The organism is Streptomyces sp. NPDC025784 (assembly GCF_055558435.1).
In genome coordinates this window covers 19,615-33,941 of the sequence record NZ_JBVHMN010000031.1, presented here as the reverse complement: position 1 = coordinate 33,941, position 14,327 = coordinate 19,615, and the positions used below count along the sequence as shown (strand labels likewise).

General features: G+C 70.8%; 12 protein-coding genes. 7 read left to right on the top strand and 5 right to left on the bottom strand.

What is annotated here, in order from left to right; genetic code table 11:
• Window positions 1–26: 26 nt before the first annotated feature.
• Window positions 27–2,759 carry a SpoIIE family protein phosphatase gene (locus ACZ4IF_RS42430; protein ID WP_467573961.1) on the bottom strand — a complete coding sequence of 911 codons (2,733 nt, stop codon included), beginning with the start codon at window positions 2,757–2,759 and terminating at the stop codon, window positions 27–29.
• 212 nt (window positions 2,760–2,971) lie between these two features.
• Between ACZ4IF_RS42430 and ACZ4IF_RS42425 the strand changes: the two genes are divergently transcribed.
• Window positions 2,972–3,211, top strand: a complete 240-nt coding sequence (locus ACZ4IF_RS42425) for a DUF6296 family protein (RefSeq protein ID WP_179332278.1) — start codon at window positions 2,972–2,974, stop codon at window positions 3,209–3,211.
• On the opposite strand, the gene ACZ4IF_RS42420 is transcribed toward ACZ4IF_RS42425, so the two are convergent.
• Window positions 3,172–3,729 (bottom strand): GNAT family N-acetyltransferase, encoded by a 558-nt coding sequence (locus ACZ4IF_RS42420; protein ID WP_467573958.1) that lies wholly within the window; start codon window positions 3,727–3,729, stop codon window positions 3,172–3,174. The genes ACZ4IF_RS42425 and ACZ4IF_RS42420 overlap by 40 nt on opposite strands.
• Before the next feature lie 153 nt (window positions 3,730–3,882).
• Between ACZ4IF_RS42420 and ACZ4IF_RS42415 the strand changes: the two genes are divergently transcribed.
• Both ACZ4IF_RS42415 and ACZ4IF_RS42410 read left to right on the top strand, forming a co-directional pair.
• Window positions 3,883–4,101: a hypothetical protein gene (locus ACZ4IF_RS42415; RefSeq protein ID WP_467573956.1), complete on the top strand. Its 219-nt coding sequence runs from the start codon at window positions 3,883–3,885 to the stop codon at window positions 4,099–4,101.
• The gene (locus tag ACZ4IF_RS42410) at window positions 4,102–4,725 is read left to right on the top strand and encodes an SMP-30/gluconolactonase/LRE family protein (protein ID WP_467574068.1); all 624 of its coding nucleotides are present in this window, start codon (window positions 4,102–4,104) and stop codon (window positions 4,723–4,725) included. It abuts the gene before it with no gap.
• A 142-nt stretch (window positions 4,726–4,867) separates the two neighbouring features.
• On the opposite strand, the gene ACZ4IF_RS42405 is transcribed toward ACZ4IF_RS42410, so the two are convergent.
• Entirely contained in the window at window positions 4,868–5,458 is a 591-nt protein-coding gene (locus tag ACZ4IF_RS42405; RefSeq protein WP_467573953.1) for a hypothetical protein, read from the bottom strand.
• A gap of 292 nt (window positions 5,459–5,750) precedes the next feature.
• On the opposite strand from ACZ4IF_RS42405, the gene ACZ4IF_RS42400 reads away from it, so the two are divergent.
• Window positions 5,751–8,141, top strand: coding sequence for a M4 family metallopeptidase (locus ACZ4IF_RS42400; RefSeq protein WP_467573950.1), 2,391 nt, complete (start codon window positions 5,751–5,753; stop codon window positions 8,139–8,141).
• 129 nt (window positions 8,142–8,270) lie between these two features.
• Here the strand turns inward: ACZ4IF_RS42400 and ACZ4IF_RS42395 are convergent, their stop codons facing one another.
• On the bottom strand, window positions 8,271–8,891 hold the full coding sequence (locus ACZ4IF_RS42395; protein ID WP_467573947.1) for an L-threonylcarbamoyladenylate synthase: 621 nt from the start codon (window positions 8,889–8,891) through the stop codon (window positions 8,271–8,273).
• Window positions 8,892–9,026: 135 nt separating this feature from the next.
• Between ACZ4IF_RS42395 and ACZ4IF_RS42390 the strand changes: the two genes are divergently transcribed.
• The gene (locus tag ACZ4IF_RS42390) at window positions 9,027–10,100 is read left to right on the top strand and encodes an NAD(P)H-dependent amine dehydrogenase family protein (RefSeq protein ID WP_467573944.1); all 1,074 of its coding nucleotides are present in this window, start codon (window positions 9,027–9,029) and stop codon (window positions 10,098–10,100) included.
• A gap of 8 nt (window positions 10,101–10,108) precedes the next feature.
• Entirely contained in the window at window positions 10,109–10,588 is a 480-nt protein-coding gene (locus ACZ4IF_RS42385) for a carboxymuconolactone decarboxylase family protein (RefSeq protein ID WP_467573941.1), read from the top strand.
• Window positions 10,589–10,621: 33 nt separating this feature from the next.
• Here ACZ4IF_RS42385 and ACZ4IF_RS42380 read toward each other — a convergent pair whose 3' ends face one another.
• Entirely contained in the window at window positions 10,622–12,265 is a 1,644-nt protein-coding gene (locus ACZ4IF_RS42380; RefSeq protein ID WP_467573938.1) for a GMC oxidoreductase, read from the bottom strand.
• A gap of 250 nt (window positions 12,266–12,515) precedes the next feature.
• Between ACZ4IF_RS42380 and kstD the strand changes: the two genes are divergently transcribed.
• The gene (kstD, locus tag ACZ4IF_RS42375) at window positions 12,516–14,321 is read left to right on the top strand and encodes a 3-oxosteroid 1-dehydrogenase (RefSeq protein ID WP_467573935.1); all 1,806 of its coding nucleotides are present in this window, start codon (window positions 12,516–12,518) and stop codon (window positions 14,319–14,321) included.
• The last annotated feature ends 6 nt before the right edge of the window (window positions 14,322–14,327 follow it).

Below are 14,327 nucleotides of genomic sequence, written 5' to 3'. Positions count from 1 at the left end.
TACCCGGCGCACGCCACCGCGCCGGGTCACTGCAGCGGCTGCTCGGCCCAGATCACCTTCCCGCCGGGCGTGTAGCGGGTGCCCCAGCGTTCGGCGAGCTGCGCGACCAGGAAGAGGCCGCGCCCGCCCTCGTCCATGGACGCCGCGTAGCGCAGGTGGGGTGAGGTGCTGCTGCCGTCGGAGACCTCGCAGATCAGCGTGCGGTCGAGCAGCACACGGACGCGGATCGGGCCGTTGCCGTAGCGGATCGCGTTGGTGACCAGTTCGCTGATGACGAGCTCGGTGGTGAACGCCATCTCCTCCAGCCCCCACTCCGCCAGCCGACGGGTCACCGAGGCGCGCACCTCGCCGACGGCCGCCGGGTCCGAGGGGACCTGCCAGTCGGCGATCCGGTCCTCGCCCAGGGCGTGGGTACGGGCGACGATCAGTGCGATGTCGTCGCTCGGCCGGGCGGGCAGCAGAGCGTGGAGCACGGCGCGGCAGGTCTCCTCGGGCGAGCGGTCCGCCCCGGCCAGGGCGGTACGCAGCAGTCCCAGGCCCTCGTCGATGTCCCGTTCCCGGTCCTCGACGAGGCCGTCCGTGTACAGGACCAGCCGGCTGCCCTCCTCCAGGTCGAGCTCGGCCGTCTCGAACGGCAGGCCGCCGAGGCCGAGCGGCGGACCGGCCGGCACGTCCGGGAACTCCACACTGCCGTCCGGCCGCACCACCGCGGGCGGCGGGTGCCCGGCCCGCGCCACCGTGCACCGCCGCGACGTCGGGTCGTAGATGGCGTACAGGCAGGTGGCGCCGGTGACGGCGGACCTGCCCTCCTCGGACAGCTCGTCCTGGTCGATCCGGCCGACCAGCTCGTCCAGGAGGCCGAGGAGCTCGTCCGGCGGCAGATCGAGGGCGGAGAAGTTGTGGACCGCGGTGCGCAGGCGCCCCATCGTCGCCGCGGCCAGCAGCCCGTGGCCGACCACGTCGCCCACCACGACCGCGACCCGGGCACCGGGCAGCGGCAGCACGTCGAACCAGTCCCCGCCCACCCCGGCCTGGGCGGGCAGGTAGCGGTAGGCGATGTCGAGCGCGTTCTGCTCGGGCAGGTTGCGCGGCAGCAGGCTGCGCTGGAGCGTCACCGCCATCGTGTGCTCGCGGGTGTAGCGGCGCGCGTTGTCGATGGAGACCGCCGCGCGCGCGACCAGCTCCTCGGCGAGGGCCAGATCCTCCGAGTCGAAGGGCTCGGGCTTCTCCGAGCGCCAGAAGTTGACCACGCCCATCATCAGCGGGCCCACGCGCAGGGGCACGGCGATCAGCGAGTGGATTCCGTAGTCCACGACCCGCGCGGTGCGCTGGACGTCCTGCGCGAGCCACCCGGGGGCGTCGCCGAGGGCGGGTTCGATGACCGCCTGCCCGGTGCGCAGGCTGTGGGCCTGGGGGGAGGTGGCCACGAAGCCGATGTGGTGGCCCACGGGATACAGCGGTGCGTCCCCGCGGATGCCGCCCGACGCGGTGCGGCGCAGCCCGTTGACGGGGTCCGGCTCCTGCCCGTTCAGGACGGCGTCGGCGAGGTCCACGGTCACGAAGTCGGCGAAGCGCGGGACGGCCACCTCGGCGAGCTCCTCGGCGGTCCGTCGCACGTCCAGGCTCGTGCCGATGCCCACTCCGGCGTCGTACAGCAGCTTCAGGCGCTCGCGTGCCACCTCCGCCCGTCCGGACAGTGCGCGCAGCTCCGTCGAGTCGCGCAGGGTCGCGACGCTGCCCGGCGGGCCTCCCTGGAGGTCGGTGGGTCGCTGGTTGACGGCGAGCAGGCGGTCGCCGACCAGGTGCACCTCGTCGGTGACGATCTGCCCCGAGGCCAGCAGGTCCGCGGTGTCCGCGTCGAGCCCCAGGTCGAGCACGTGCCGTCCCTCGGCGTCCTCGGGCAGGTCGAGCAGCCGGTTGGCCTCGTCGTTGGCGAGCACGAGCCGTCCCTCGCCGCTGACGATGATCACTCCCTCGCGGACGGCGTGCAGCACCGCGTCGTGGTGCTCGTACATCCGGGTCATCTCGTAGGGGCCGAGGCCGCGTGTCTGGCGCAGCAGCCGCCGGCTCACGAGCGCGGTGCCCGCGGTGGCCAGGGCGAGTGCGACACCCGCGGAGGCCAGGACGATCGGCAGCTGCCGGTCGGCCACGCCGCCCACGTTCGCCGTGGTGATGCCGGCCGACACCAGGCCCACGACCTTGCCGCCGGGGTCCTCGACGGGCACCGTCGCCTGCACCAGCGGACCGATGGTGCCGTTGACCTCCTCGACGACCGACTTGCCGGCCACCGCGGGCGCGATCGTGCCGACGAACTTCTTGCCGATCCGGTCGGGCTTGGGATGGGTGTACCGGATGCCGTCGGTGCTCATCACGACGATGAAGTCCACGTTCGAGGCCTTGCGGGCCGCCTCCGCGCTCGGCTGGAGGACGGCGGTGGGGTCGGGGGAGCTCAGCGCCGCCCGGGTGCCCGGAGCGTTGGCGAACGTCTCGGCCACCGCGAGGGAGCGGTTGCGGGCCTCCTGGGTGCTGTCGTGGCGCACCTGAAGCACCAGGGCCACCACTGCGGACACCACCAGCAGCAGCACGATCACGACCTGAAGGACGAACACCTGTCCGGCGACACTGCGCACACTGAGTGCCGACCGGGGCCCGGCGGACGCGCCGCGACGGTGCTTGCCCTCGTTCGACCCACGCTGAGGGAGCGGTGTGGTGGTGCGGCGGGTCGACTGAGCCCGGGTTCGACCCAATAGTCCGACCATGTGCTATGTCTACACTGCCCGGCGCCCGGAGGCGAGAGGCATCACGCAACGTGAGGGGCCGCGGATGCCGGTCCGCACAACGGGCCCGCCCCTACGCCGTAGAGGCGGAACTGCTGTTGCCGCCGCGGCGGGGCTGCCTTCACGAGGATCTGGCCGCATGATGGAGAAGGAAGTTTTTGCCCGCATTTGTGGCTTGAGCGCGGGAGGTCGTCATGAAGAACCCGGACCGTTTCCGGCTGTCCTTCACCCATCCGGGATCGGGCGGTGCCAGCGTCGTGACCGACGAGGTGGTCGTCGAGCGGACCGAGAGTCTCGGGCCGGGTGGCCACCCGGTGTACAGCGATCCCACAGGCATACTCCGTGCCGAGATCACCCCGGCGGGTGAGGTGCGCATGCTGGCGAGCGGCGCCTATCAATCGCCGCGCAACCCGTCCGCCGAACCGATTCCCTGAACCTGCCGGAGGCTTCGGGCCGCCGAGGAGTCGGCGTCCCGAAGCTTTCGCACGTAACGAATCCCGGGGCGACCGCTCAACTCGACGTCGCCGACGGACACGAATCCTGTACGGGCGAGGACGGTCCGTGAACCGGCGTTGTCGACGGTGGTCCTGGCCCGCAGCTCGCGCAGACCGTACTCCGCGACGGCCAGGGAGCAGACCGCGTGCACCGCGGCGGTCGCCAGGCCACGCCCGGCCGCGCGTTCGGCGATGCGGTATCCCAGTTCGGCCGAACCGTCCGCCACGTCGACCAGGTTGACCCGCCCCAGGACCTCGCCGCCGTCTCCCACGACCAGGTGGAAGATGTCCAGGCCCGCCGCCTGGTCGGCGAGCAGCTCGGCGTGGCGCGCGTCGAAGCGGGCGAAGTAGTCGTCGCCGCGGTCGGGGATCGACGCGGCGAAATACGCCCTGTTCTCCCGCTCGAACTGCAGGAGAGCCGGGGCGTGTTCGGGGCGGAGGCGTTCGAGTTCGGGCATCCGGTCATGCTAGGCAGCGGCGGTTCCACGTGGCGACCGGATTTGTGCCGGCCGGCCCCGTGCGGAGGGAACCTGTCGATTCCGCCGGTGCGCGTTCGTCCAGAGGGCGAGACGCCGGCGCCGTGCCGGTGCCGGACGAGGGCTGTGGTGAGGATGCGCGAGGTACGGACACTGCTCGACCGGCGAGGACTTCTCGAATCGCCGCGCCGGCACGGCGACCGGCTGTACGTCTCCGACTGGACGGCCGGGGAGGTGGTCCGCGTCGACCTGGCCGGGCAGGTCGAGGTGTTCGCCCGTGCGGCGTCGCTGCCGCTGTGCACCGCCTGGCATCCCGACGGCCGGATGGTGATCGTCTCCTCGCCGGACGGGTAGCTGCTGCGCCGCGAGGCCGCCGGCTCGCTGACCACGTACGCAGAACGGGGCAGGTCCGGCTGGAACGACATCGTGATCGACGGGCGCGGCACCGCCTACGTGAACCGTGCGGACTTCGACCCGACGGCGGGGGAGGACTTCAGGCCGGGCTGGGTCTCGGCGGTCGCCCCGGACGGCTCGGTGCGCAGGGTCGCCGACGACATCGCCTTCCCCAACGGGATGGCGGTGACGCCCGACGAGGCCACGCTCGTCGTCGCGGACTCGTACCGGCACCGCCTGCTGGCCTTCGACATCGCCCCGGACGGCGGCTTGTCCGGCCGGCGCGTCTGGGCCGACCTCGGCGACGGCACCCCGGACGGCATCTGCGTCGACGCGCGACGGGCGGTCTGGTACGCCGACGTGCCCAACCGCTGCTGCGTGCGCGTCGCGGAGGGCGGCGAGGTGCTGGACCGCGTCGACCTCGACCGCGGCGGCTTCACCTGCGCACTGGGCGGACCGGACGGCACGACCCTGTTCGTCGTGGCCGCGGAATGGCGAGGAATGACGGAGTCCGAGATGGTCACGCCCGCAAACGGCCAGGTGCTGGCCGTCGAGGTCGAGGTGCCGGGGGCCGGCCGGCCGTGAGGGCACCCTCGGTAGGGCCGGGCGTCAATGCGCCGTCGGTTGTGGGAAGTCGTCCTTGGGGAGGCTGCGTGTCGAAGCTCCGTCCGCTGTGGGGGAGTCGTCCCCCGTGGCGCTGTCCGCCTTGCGGAGTCGCCCCCGCGGGTCAGCCACCCTGCCCGGCAGGGAGACGGACGTCCACGACGACCGCTGTCCCGGCCGCGACCCGGGTCTCGTACATCGTGATCTCCTGACCCGGCTCGACGTGCAGCCAGCCTGACGGCACCAGCGGCACGAGCCGGACCCGGCCCTGTCCGCCCGGTTCCAGGAGGGCGGTGCGCTCCACCCACATCCCGGCGATGCGGACCGCCGGCTCGCCATCGGCGGTCCGCTCTCCGAGGTCCCACATCGGGCGGAGTACGCCCGCGCCGGGGACGGGAGTGGTGCGTGGCCCCTCCGCGGCCGGACGCAGCGTCAGATCGGCCAGCACCACGCCGTTGCGGAGCTCGGAGCACCGCCAGTGGCACCAGGCGGCGCTCCGCTCCAGCCGAAGCCCCTCGGCGGCAGCGGCGAGCGATTCCCAGAACGGCTCAGGAAGCGGACCGGTGTCCGTCAGCTCCTCCAGCAGTCCGACGGCGAGCTCCCAGTCGTCTGCCGCGAGGTACTCCCACACGTCGCTCACCGTGACGTCGTTCCCGGACGCCCGGTCCTCGGGCACCAACAGCGCAGCGGATTCGAGCAGTTCGAGGACGTCCATGTGCCGATTGTCGGCCGTCGCGTGGGCGTCCTGCCCCGCCGGGCGGTGGCGGACAGGGGGCGCTGAGGGCGTGGCGTAGGGATAACCCTCGATCGCCCCTCGATCGACCGCAACGCCATGTCATGCATCGGTCAACAGTGCAATCCTTCCCCCACCTGTCGCGCAGGCCTCACCCGGCCTGCCCACGGTCGCGTTCCCGCACGCCCCAGCTCAGCTCGTCCCGGACAGCACAACCCCGTCTGCCCGGTCTGTCAGCGGCCGCCCCTACGCGGCCGAAGCAGTAGGAGTACGAGTGAGACGTATCCCCCGTCAGGCGACCGCGGCCGGAGCCCTGGTGGCCACCGCCGCTTTCCTGGCCGTCGGCATACAGACGGTCCCGGCAGCCGCCAAGCCCGCCCCCCACACCAGCCCCCTGCGCACCGGGGGACTGGAGGCCGCACTCACCCCGGCCCAGCACACCGCGCTGTTGAAGAACGCAACGCAGCGGACCGCGGCGACCGCCGACTCCCTCGGCCTCGGTGCCAAGGAGAAACTGGTCGTCAAGGACGTCGTCAAGGACAAGGACGGCACCCTCCACACCCGCTACGAACGCACCTACGCCGGCCTGCCGGTGCTGGGCGGCGACCTCGTCGTCCACACCCCGCCCGCCTCCCTGGCCTCCGGCACGGTGAGCACCACCTTCAACAACAAGCGCGCCATCAAGGTCGCCTCCACCACGGCGAAGGTCACCAAGTCGGCGGCCGCGGACAAGGCGCTGAAGGCCGCCAAGGCCCTCGACGCGCACAAGCCCGCCGCCGACAGCGCCCGCAAGGTGATCTGGGCCGGCAGCGGCACCCCGCGGCTCGCCTGGGAGACCGTCGTCAGCGGCCTCCAGGACGACGGCACGCCGAGCAAACTGCACGTCGTCACCGACGCCACCACCGGCAAGGAGCTCTACCGCTACGAGGGCGTCCAGACCGGCACCGGCAACACGCAGTACAGCGGCACGGTGACCCTGAACACCACGCTGTCCGGCTCGACGTACCAGTTGACCGACGGCACGCGCGGCGGGCACAAGACGTACAGCCTCAACAACGGCACGTCCGGCACCGGCACGCTGATGACCGACGCCGACGACACCTGGGGCACCGGTTCCGGCTCCAACACCCAGACCGCCGGAGCCGACGCCGCCTACGGCGCCCAGATGACCTGGGACTTCTACAAGAACACCTTCGGCCGCAGCGGCATCAAGAACGACGGGGTCGCGGCCTACTCGCGCGTCCACTACAGCACCGCGTACGTGAACGCCTTCTGGGACGACGACTGCTTCTGCATGACCTACGGCGACGGATCGGGCGGCACCCACGCCCTCACCTCGCTCGACGTGGCCGGCCACGAGATGAGCCACGGCGTCACCTCCAACACCGCGGGCCTGGAGTACTCCGGCGAGTCCGGCGGCCTGAACGAGGCGACCTCGGACATCTTCGGCACCGGCGTGGAGTTCTACTCCAACAACAGCAGCGACGTCGGTGACTACCTCATCGGCGAGAAGATCGACATCAACGGCGACGGCACCCCGCTGCGCTACATGGACAAGCCCAGCAAGGACGGCGGCTCCGCCGACAGCTGGTACTCCGGTGTCGGCAACCTCGACGTGCACTACTCCTCGGGCCCGGCGAACCACATGTTCTACCTGCTCTCCGAGGGCAGTGGCACCAAGGTCATCAACGGCGTCACCTACAACTCGCCGACGTCCGACGGTGTCGCCGTCACCGGCATCGGCCGGGCCGCGGCGCTGCAGATCTGGTACAAGGCGCTGACGACGTACATGACGTCCAGCACCAACTACGCGGGCGCCCGCACCGCGGCGCTCAACGCCGCCGCCGCGCTGTACGGCACCAACTCCACCCAGTACGCCGGTGTGGGCAACGCCTTCGCGGGCATCAACGTCGGCAGCCACATCACACCGCCGTCCTCGGGCGTGACGGTCACCAACCCGGGCAGCCAGTCCTCCACCGTGGGGACCGCGGTGAGCCTGCAGATCTCGGCCGGCAGCACCAACAGCGGCGCCCTGTCGTACGCCGCGTCCGGTCTGCCCACCGGGCTGTCCATCAACAGCTCCACCGGCGTCATCTCCGGCACTCCCACGACGGCCGGCACGTACAGCACGACCGTCACGGTGACCGACAGCACGGGCGCCACCGGCACCGCGTCCTTCACCTGGACCGTCAGCCCCTCGGGCGGCGGCACCTGCACCTCGACCCAGCTGCTCGGCAACCCCGGCTTCGAGTCCGGCAACACCACCTGGACCGCGACCAGCGGCGTCATCACCAACTCCAGCAGCCAGGCGGCGCACGGCGGTTCCTACAAGGCCTGGCTGGACGGCTACGGCACCACCAACACGGACACGCTGTCCCAGTCGGTGACCATCCCGAGCGGCTGCAAGGCCACGCTCACCTTCTACCTGCACATCGACTCCGCGGAGACGACGACCAGCACCCAGTACGACAAGCTGACGGTCACTGCCGGGTCGAAGACGCTGGCGACCTACTCCAACCTCAACAAGGCCTCGGGGTACACCCTGAAGACCTTCGACCTGTCCTCGCTCGCCGGTTCCACCGTCACGCTGAAGTTCAGCGGCGTCGAGGACTCCTCCCTGCAGACCAGCTTCGTCGTCGACGACACCGCCCTGACGACCAGCTGACCGGCACGGCCTGAACCACCGCGCATCCGCCGCGGCGTGGGTCCTCCGTGAGGACGGCCCACGTCGCGGCTCCGTCATGTCGGCCGGGGGAGCGGAGACCGGGAAGGTGTCACTCGCATGCTCTGAGGTTCACTCGAAGCGGGAGGGATCCCCCGCCCCCAGGCGGACGATCTCCGGCTCCCCGCCGGAGAAGTCGATGACGGTCGTCGGTTCGGTGCCGCAGTCCCCGGAGTCGATGACCGCGTCCACCACGTGGTCGAGCTCCTCCTTGATCTCCCAGCCCTGCGTGAGGGGCTTCTCCTCGTCCGGCAGGAGCAGGGTGCTGGACAGCAGCGGCTCGCCGAGCTCGGCGAGAATCGCCTGGGCGACGACATGGTCGGGAATCCTGACCCCGACCGTCCGCTTCTTCGGGTGCAGCATCCGGCGCGGCGCCTCCTTCGTCGCCGGGAGGATGAAGGTGTAACTGCCCGGCGTCGCCGCCTTGATGGTGCGGAACGTGGTGTTGTCGAGGCGTACGAAGTGGCCCAGTTGCGCGAAGTCCTGGCACATCAGGGTGAAGTGGTGACGCTCGTCGAGCCGGCGGATCGAGCGGATGCGGTCGATCCCCTCCCGGTTGCCCAGCTGGCACCCGAGCGCGAAGCAGGAGTCCGTCGGGTAGACGATGAGCCCTCCGGAACGGACGATCTCGGCCACCTGGCCGATGATGCGCCGTTGCGGGTTCTCCGGGTGCACGTCGAAGTACTTGGCCATACACCGAGCTTAGATCCGCCGCCGAGCCGCCAGGACGACCGGCGCACGGCCCGGACGCACCGGCGGCGCACAGCCCGGGACATTTCACCGCTCACGGCTCTATGAACCTCGAGGTCCTCTGGCTACCCTCCGCGCATGATTTCCACGGTGGTGTGGGGTACCGGAAATGTCGGCCGCGCGGCCATCCGCGCCGTCGAGGCGCACCCGGCTCTGAAACTCGCCGCGGTGCTCGTCCACAACCCCGGCAAGGTCGGCCGCGACGCGGGCGAACTCGCCGGGCTCGACCACGGCCTGGGGGTCGCGGCGACCGATGACGTCGACGCCGTCCTGGCCGGCTCACCGGGGGCCGTGGTGTACGCGGCGACCGGCGACATCCGTCCCGACGAGGCCCTCGCCGACATCGGCAGGGCGATCCGCGCCGGTGCGGTGGTGGTCACCCCGGCTCTCTATCCGCTCTACGACCAGCGCAACGCCCCGCCGGAGTTCCGGGACCCGATGCTCGCCGCCGTCGCCGAGGGCGGCGGCTCCCTCTTCGTCTCCGGTGTCGATCCCGGGTGGGGCAACGACGTCCTGCCCCTGCTGATCAGCGGACTCGGCACCACGGTGGACGCCGTCCGCTGCCAGGAGATCTTCGACTACTCGACGTACGACCAGGAGGATTCCGTCCGTCAGCTCATCGGCATGGGGCACCCGATGGACTACGAGCCGCTGATGCTCGCGCCCTCCGTTCCCACCATGGTGTGGGGCGGGCAGATCCGGCTGATGGCCCGGGCGCTCGGCGTCGAACTCGACGAGATCCGGGAGACCACGGACCGGCGCGCGCTCACCGACACCGTGCGCACCCGGACGATGGGCGAGTTCGAGGCGGGCACCCAGGGTGCGGTGCGGTTCGAGGTGCAGGGGATCGTCGGCGGAGAACCGAGGATCGTCATCGAGCACGTGACCCGCATCCATCCGTCCTGCGCACCGGACTGGCCGGAGCCGCCCGACGGCGACGGCGCCCATCGCGTGATCATCGAGGGCCGGCCGCGCATCCAGGTGACCGTCGAGGCCACCGACGAGGGCGAGAACCGCTCCGCCGGCGGCAATGCCACCGCCGTCGGACGGCTGGTCGGCGCCATCGACTGGCTGGTGGACGCGGAACCCGGACTCTACGACGCACTCGACGTCCCGCTGCGTCCCGCAGTCGGCCGACTCGGAAGGAAGTGACCACGACCATGCACATCGACATTCCCGAGGGCCAGGAACCGATCGGCTACGTGTGGGGCGAGATGGTCCCCGGCATCGGAATGGCCGCCGCGAACTTCTCGCTGTCGGTGTACGAGCACACGACCCTGGGGCTGCGCGAGTTCGAGGCGGCGCGGCTGCGCATCGCACAGATCAACGGGTGTCTGTTCTGTCTCGACTGGCGCACCGAGCGGGACGGGCGGAAGGTCGAGGAGGAGTTCGCCGACGCGGTGACCCAGTGGCGTACCACCGACGCCTTCGACGACCGCACCAGGCTGGCCGCGGAGTACGCCGAGCGGTACGCACTGGATCACCACGGTCTGGACGACGAGTTCTGGACTCGGATGACCGCGCATTACAGCCAGCACGAGATCGTGGAGCTGAGCATGAGCATCGGCTCCTGGCTGGCGTTCGGCCGGCTCAACCATGTGCTGGGCCTGGACGCCGTGTGCGTGCTGCCCACCCACTGACGGGTCCGGGTCGCTCGGCCGGCCCGGTGACCGTTACAGGTCGGTGGCGATGATCTTCTCGATGTTGCGTTCGGCGAGCGCCGTGATGGTGACGAACGGGTTGACGCTGGTGTTGCCCGGGATGAGCGCACCGTCGATGACGTACAGGCCCGGATGGCCGTGCAGACGGCCGTAGTTGTCGGTGGCCCTGTCGAGGACCGCGCCGCCGAGCGGGTGGTAGGTGAGGTGGTCGCCCCAGATCTTGTACGTGCCGAAGAGATCGGTGCGGTAGATCGTCCCCTCCTTCGCGTTGATCTTGTCGAAGATCGACTTGGCCATGTCGATGGACGGCTGCTTCCAGGCGGTCTGCCAGTTCAGGCCGACGGTGCCCGTGCCGGCGTTCCAGGAGAACTCGGCGCGGTTCGGGTTCTTGGTGATGGACAGGTAGAACGACGCGAAGGTCTCGATGCCGGTGGGCAGCGGTGCGACCTCGGCGAACGCGCCCCCTGCGGTCCAGTTGTCGATGCCGCCGCACGGAATGCTGGCCTGGAGGGCGCCGGTCGGGTCCCAGAGGTGGTTGGCGCGACCGCACATGACGTTGCCGTTGTCGCCCCAGCCCTTGCCGATCTGGTCGTTCAGGCCGGGCAGTGCCCCGGTGGCCTTCAGCTTGACCAGCAACTTGCTCGTGCCGACGCTGCCGGCGGCGAAGAACACCCGGTCCGCGGTCACGGTCTTGGTGGCGGTGGTGTCCCCGGTGGTGTTGATCTGGTCGATGAGGACCGTGTAGCCGCCGCCGGAGGCCGGGGAGACCGAGGTGACCTTGTGCAGCGGTGAGACCGTGACCCGCCCGGTGGCCGCGGCCTGGGCGAGGTAGGTCTTCTGCAGCGACTTCTTGCCGTAGTTGTTGCCGTACAGGATCTCGCCGGCCAGGGCCGACTTGGGGACGGTTCCGGCAGCCTCCTGTTCCATGTAGTCCCAGTCGTACACGTCGGGCACGAAGACGAACGGGAAGCCGGAGCGCTGGGCCTGCTTACGGCCGACCCGCGCGTACTGGTAGCAGTCCGCGCTGTCGAACCACGTCGGGTCGACGGTGCCCACGCCGAGACCGGCGTTGGCGCGCGGGTAGTACGTCGCGTACATCTCGTCGGCGTTCACCGACGGGAGCACGGCGCCGAAGTTCTCCCGCTTGGGGGTGACGGCCATGCCGCCGTTGACGAGCGAGCCGCCGCCGACGCCGCGGCCCTGGTAGACGATGATCCCGCCCATCTCCTCGGCGTCCAGGATCCCGGTGTAGCGGGGCACGTTCTTGTCGATCGGGAAGCCGAGGAAATTGCTGATGGGCTGCTTGGTCCTGGTCCGCAGCCAGAAGGACCGGTAGTCCGGGCTGGTCGTGTTGGCGAAGATCTTGCCGTCCGAGCCCGGGGTGTCCCAGGCCATGCCCATCTCGACCATCTGGACGTCGACACCGGCCTGGGCGAGGCGCAGCGCCGTGACGGATCCGCCATATCCGGTGCCGATCACCAGGACGGGGACGTGTGCTCCGGAGGGGATCGGACCGGCGGCGGTGAGCGACCTCTGCGGCGCCGCGGCGGCATGTCCCGCCAGCGTCATCGCTCCAACAATAGAACCAGTTCCAGCAATGAATCTTCGCCGCGAGACACCCCTGGACTCGTTGTTGTACTGGACAGTCTCACCCATGTGACGCTCCTCACTGTCGATGGGTGAGAACACGTTCTACTGATACTTGCTTGTCAAGTCACTACATACCGGTTGGTAACTTCTGTCCGATCTTGGGGTGTTAGGGGGTCGGTGTCCGCGCCCCTTGACTTCACAAGACCCTCGCGCGACATTCCTGACTCCGCATCAGAAACCGTGACGGCAGGCGCCCGCTGCCTCCCGGAGCACCCGCACGCCCCCACGTTCCCTCGCCCTGCTGGAGTGCCCTGCCATGTCCCCGAGCGCGGAACCCGTCGGACGTACCACCGCACCCTCCCCGGCACCCGGGCCCTCACGGCGCCATGTGCTCGGCGCCGCGACGGGTGCCGGGCTCGCGCTCGCCGCGGGTCTGCCGGGCACCGCCGCGGCGGCCGACCTCCCCCGGCTCGGCACCTTCGACGTCGTGGTGATCGGCTCCGGCGCGGCGGGCATGACCGCCGCGCTGACAGCCGCCCGGCAGGGGCTCAGCTGCGTGGTCGTGGAGAAGGCCCCCACCTTCGGCGGCTCGGCGGCACGCTCCGGAGCGGGCATCTGGATCCCGAACAACCCGGTCGTCCTCGCCGCCGGAGTCCCGGACACCCCCGAGAAGGCCGCCGCCTACCTCGCGGCCGTGGTGGGCCCCGAGGTGTCCGCCGAGCGCCGGCAGGCCTTCCTGGACCACGGACCCGCCATGATCTCCTTCGTCATGGCGAACAGCCCGCTCCGCTTCCGTTGGATGGAGGGCTACAGCGACTACTACCCGGAGCTCCCCGGTGGACTGCCCCGCGGCCGGTCGATGGAGCCGGACCAGCTCGACGGCACCGTCCTGGGCGCCGAACTCGCGCACCTGAACCCGCCGTACATGCCGGTCCCGGCCGGCATGGTCGTCTTCAGTGCGGACTACAAGTGGCTCACTCTCGCCGCCGTGAGCGCGAAGGGCGCGGCGGTGGCCGCCGAATGCCTGGCCCGCGGTACGAAGGCGGCCCTCCTCGGGCAGAAGCCCCTGACGATGGGCCAGTCGCTGGCGGCCGGCCTGCGCGCCGGTCTGCTCTCCGCGCAGGTCCCGGTGTGGCTGAACAGCCCGCTCACCGACCTGTACACGCAGGACGGTGCCGTCACCGGCGCGGTGGTCACCCGGAACGGAACTCCGGGCCTGGTCCGTGCCCGGCGCGGGGTGATCGTCGGTTCCGGCGGCTTCGAGCACAACGCGGCCATGCGTGCCCGCTACCAGCAACAGCCCATCGGCACCGAGTGGACGGTCGGCGCCAAGGAGAACACCGGCGACGGAATCCGGGCGGGGGAGCGGGCGGGCGCGGCGCTCGACCTGATGGACGACGCCTGGTGGGGGCCGGCGATCCCGCTGCCCGACCAGCCCTACTTCTGCCTCGCCGAGCGCACCCTCCCCGGCGGTCTGCTGGTCGACGCGGCCGGTGCCCGCTTCGTGAACGAGGCCGCCCCCTACAGCGACGTCGTGCACACCATGTACGCACGGAACGCGACCGCGCCCGACATCCCGGCCTGGCTGATCGTCGACCAGAACTACCGCAACCGGTACCTGTTCAAGGACGTCGCGCCGACCTTCGCGTTCCCCGACGCCTGGTACACCTCGGGCGCCGCGTACAAGGCCTGGATGCTCGACGCCCTCGCCGCGGCCATCCACGTGCCCGCGGCTGCCCTGCGCGCCACGGTCAGCCGCTTCAACGGCCTCGCCCTGAGCGGGCGGGACCCCGATTTCCACCGCGGTGACAGTGTCTACGACCACTACTACACGGACCCGGCGATCCTCCCCAACTCCTGTCTGGCGCCCCTCTGGCTCGCCCCCTTCCACGCCTTCCGGATCGTCCCGGGCGACCTGGGCACCAAAGGCGGCCTGCGTACGGACGCGCGGGCGCGCGTGCTGCGCCCGGACGGCTCGGTGATCCGCGGCCTCTACGCGGCGGGGAACGCCGGCGCGGCGGTCATGGGGCACAGCTACGCGGGCGCGGGCTCGACGATCGGCCCCGCGATGACCTTCGGTCACATCGCGGCCCTGGACATCGCGGCGGCCACCGCGTCCTGACCCTAC

Bases quoted from the DNA above. Each gene is read 5' to 3' on its own strand.
- ACZ4IF_RS42430 (WP_467573961.1), bottom strand. From the start codon at position 2,759: ATGGTCGGACTATTGGGTCGAACCCGGGCTCAGTCGACCCGCCGCACC.
- ACZ4IF_RS42425 (WP_179332278.1), top strand. From the start codon at position 2,972: ATGAAGAACCCGGACCGTTTCCGGCTGTCCTTCACCCATCCGGGATCG.
- ACZ4IF_RS42420 (WP_467573958.1), bottom strand. From the start codon at position 3,729: ATGCCCGAACTCGAACGCCTCCGCCCCGAACACGCCCCGGCTCTCCTG.
- ACZ4IF_RS42415 (WP_467573956.1), top strand. From the start codon at position 3,883: ATGCGCGAGGTACGGACACTGCTCGACCGGCGAGGACTTCTCGAATCG.
- ACZ4IF_RS42405 (WP_467573953.1), bottom strand. From the start codon at position 5,458: ATGGACGTCCTCGAACTGCTCGAATCCGCTGCGCTGTTGGTGCCCGAG.
- ACZ4IF_RS42395 (WP_467573947.1), bottom strand. From the start codon at position 8,891: ATGGCCAAGTACTTCGACGTGCACCCGGAGAACCCGCAACGGCGCATC.
- ACZ4IF_RS42390 (WP_467573944.1), top strand. From the start codon at position 9,027: ATGATTTCCACGGTGGTGTGGGGTACCGGAAATGTCGGCCGCGCGGCC.
- ACZ4IF_RS42385 (WP_467573941.1), top strand. From the start codon at position 10,109: ATGCACATCGACATTCCCGAGGGCCAGGAACCGATCGGCTACGTGTGG.
- ACZ4IF_RS42380 (WP_467573938.1), bottom strand. From the start codon at position 12,265: ATGGGTGAGACTGTCCAGTACAACAACGAGTCCAGGGGTGTCTCGCGG.
- kstD (WP_467573935.1), top strand. From the start codon at position 12,516: ATGTCCCCGAGCGCGGAACCCGTCGGACGTACCACCGCACCCTCCCCG.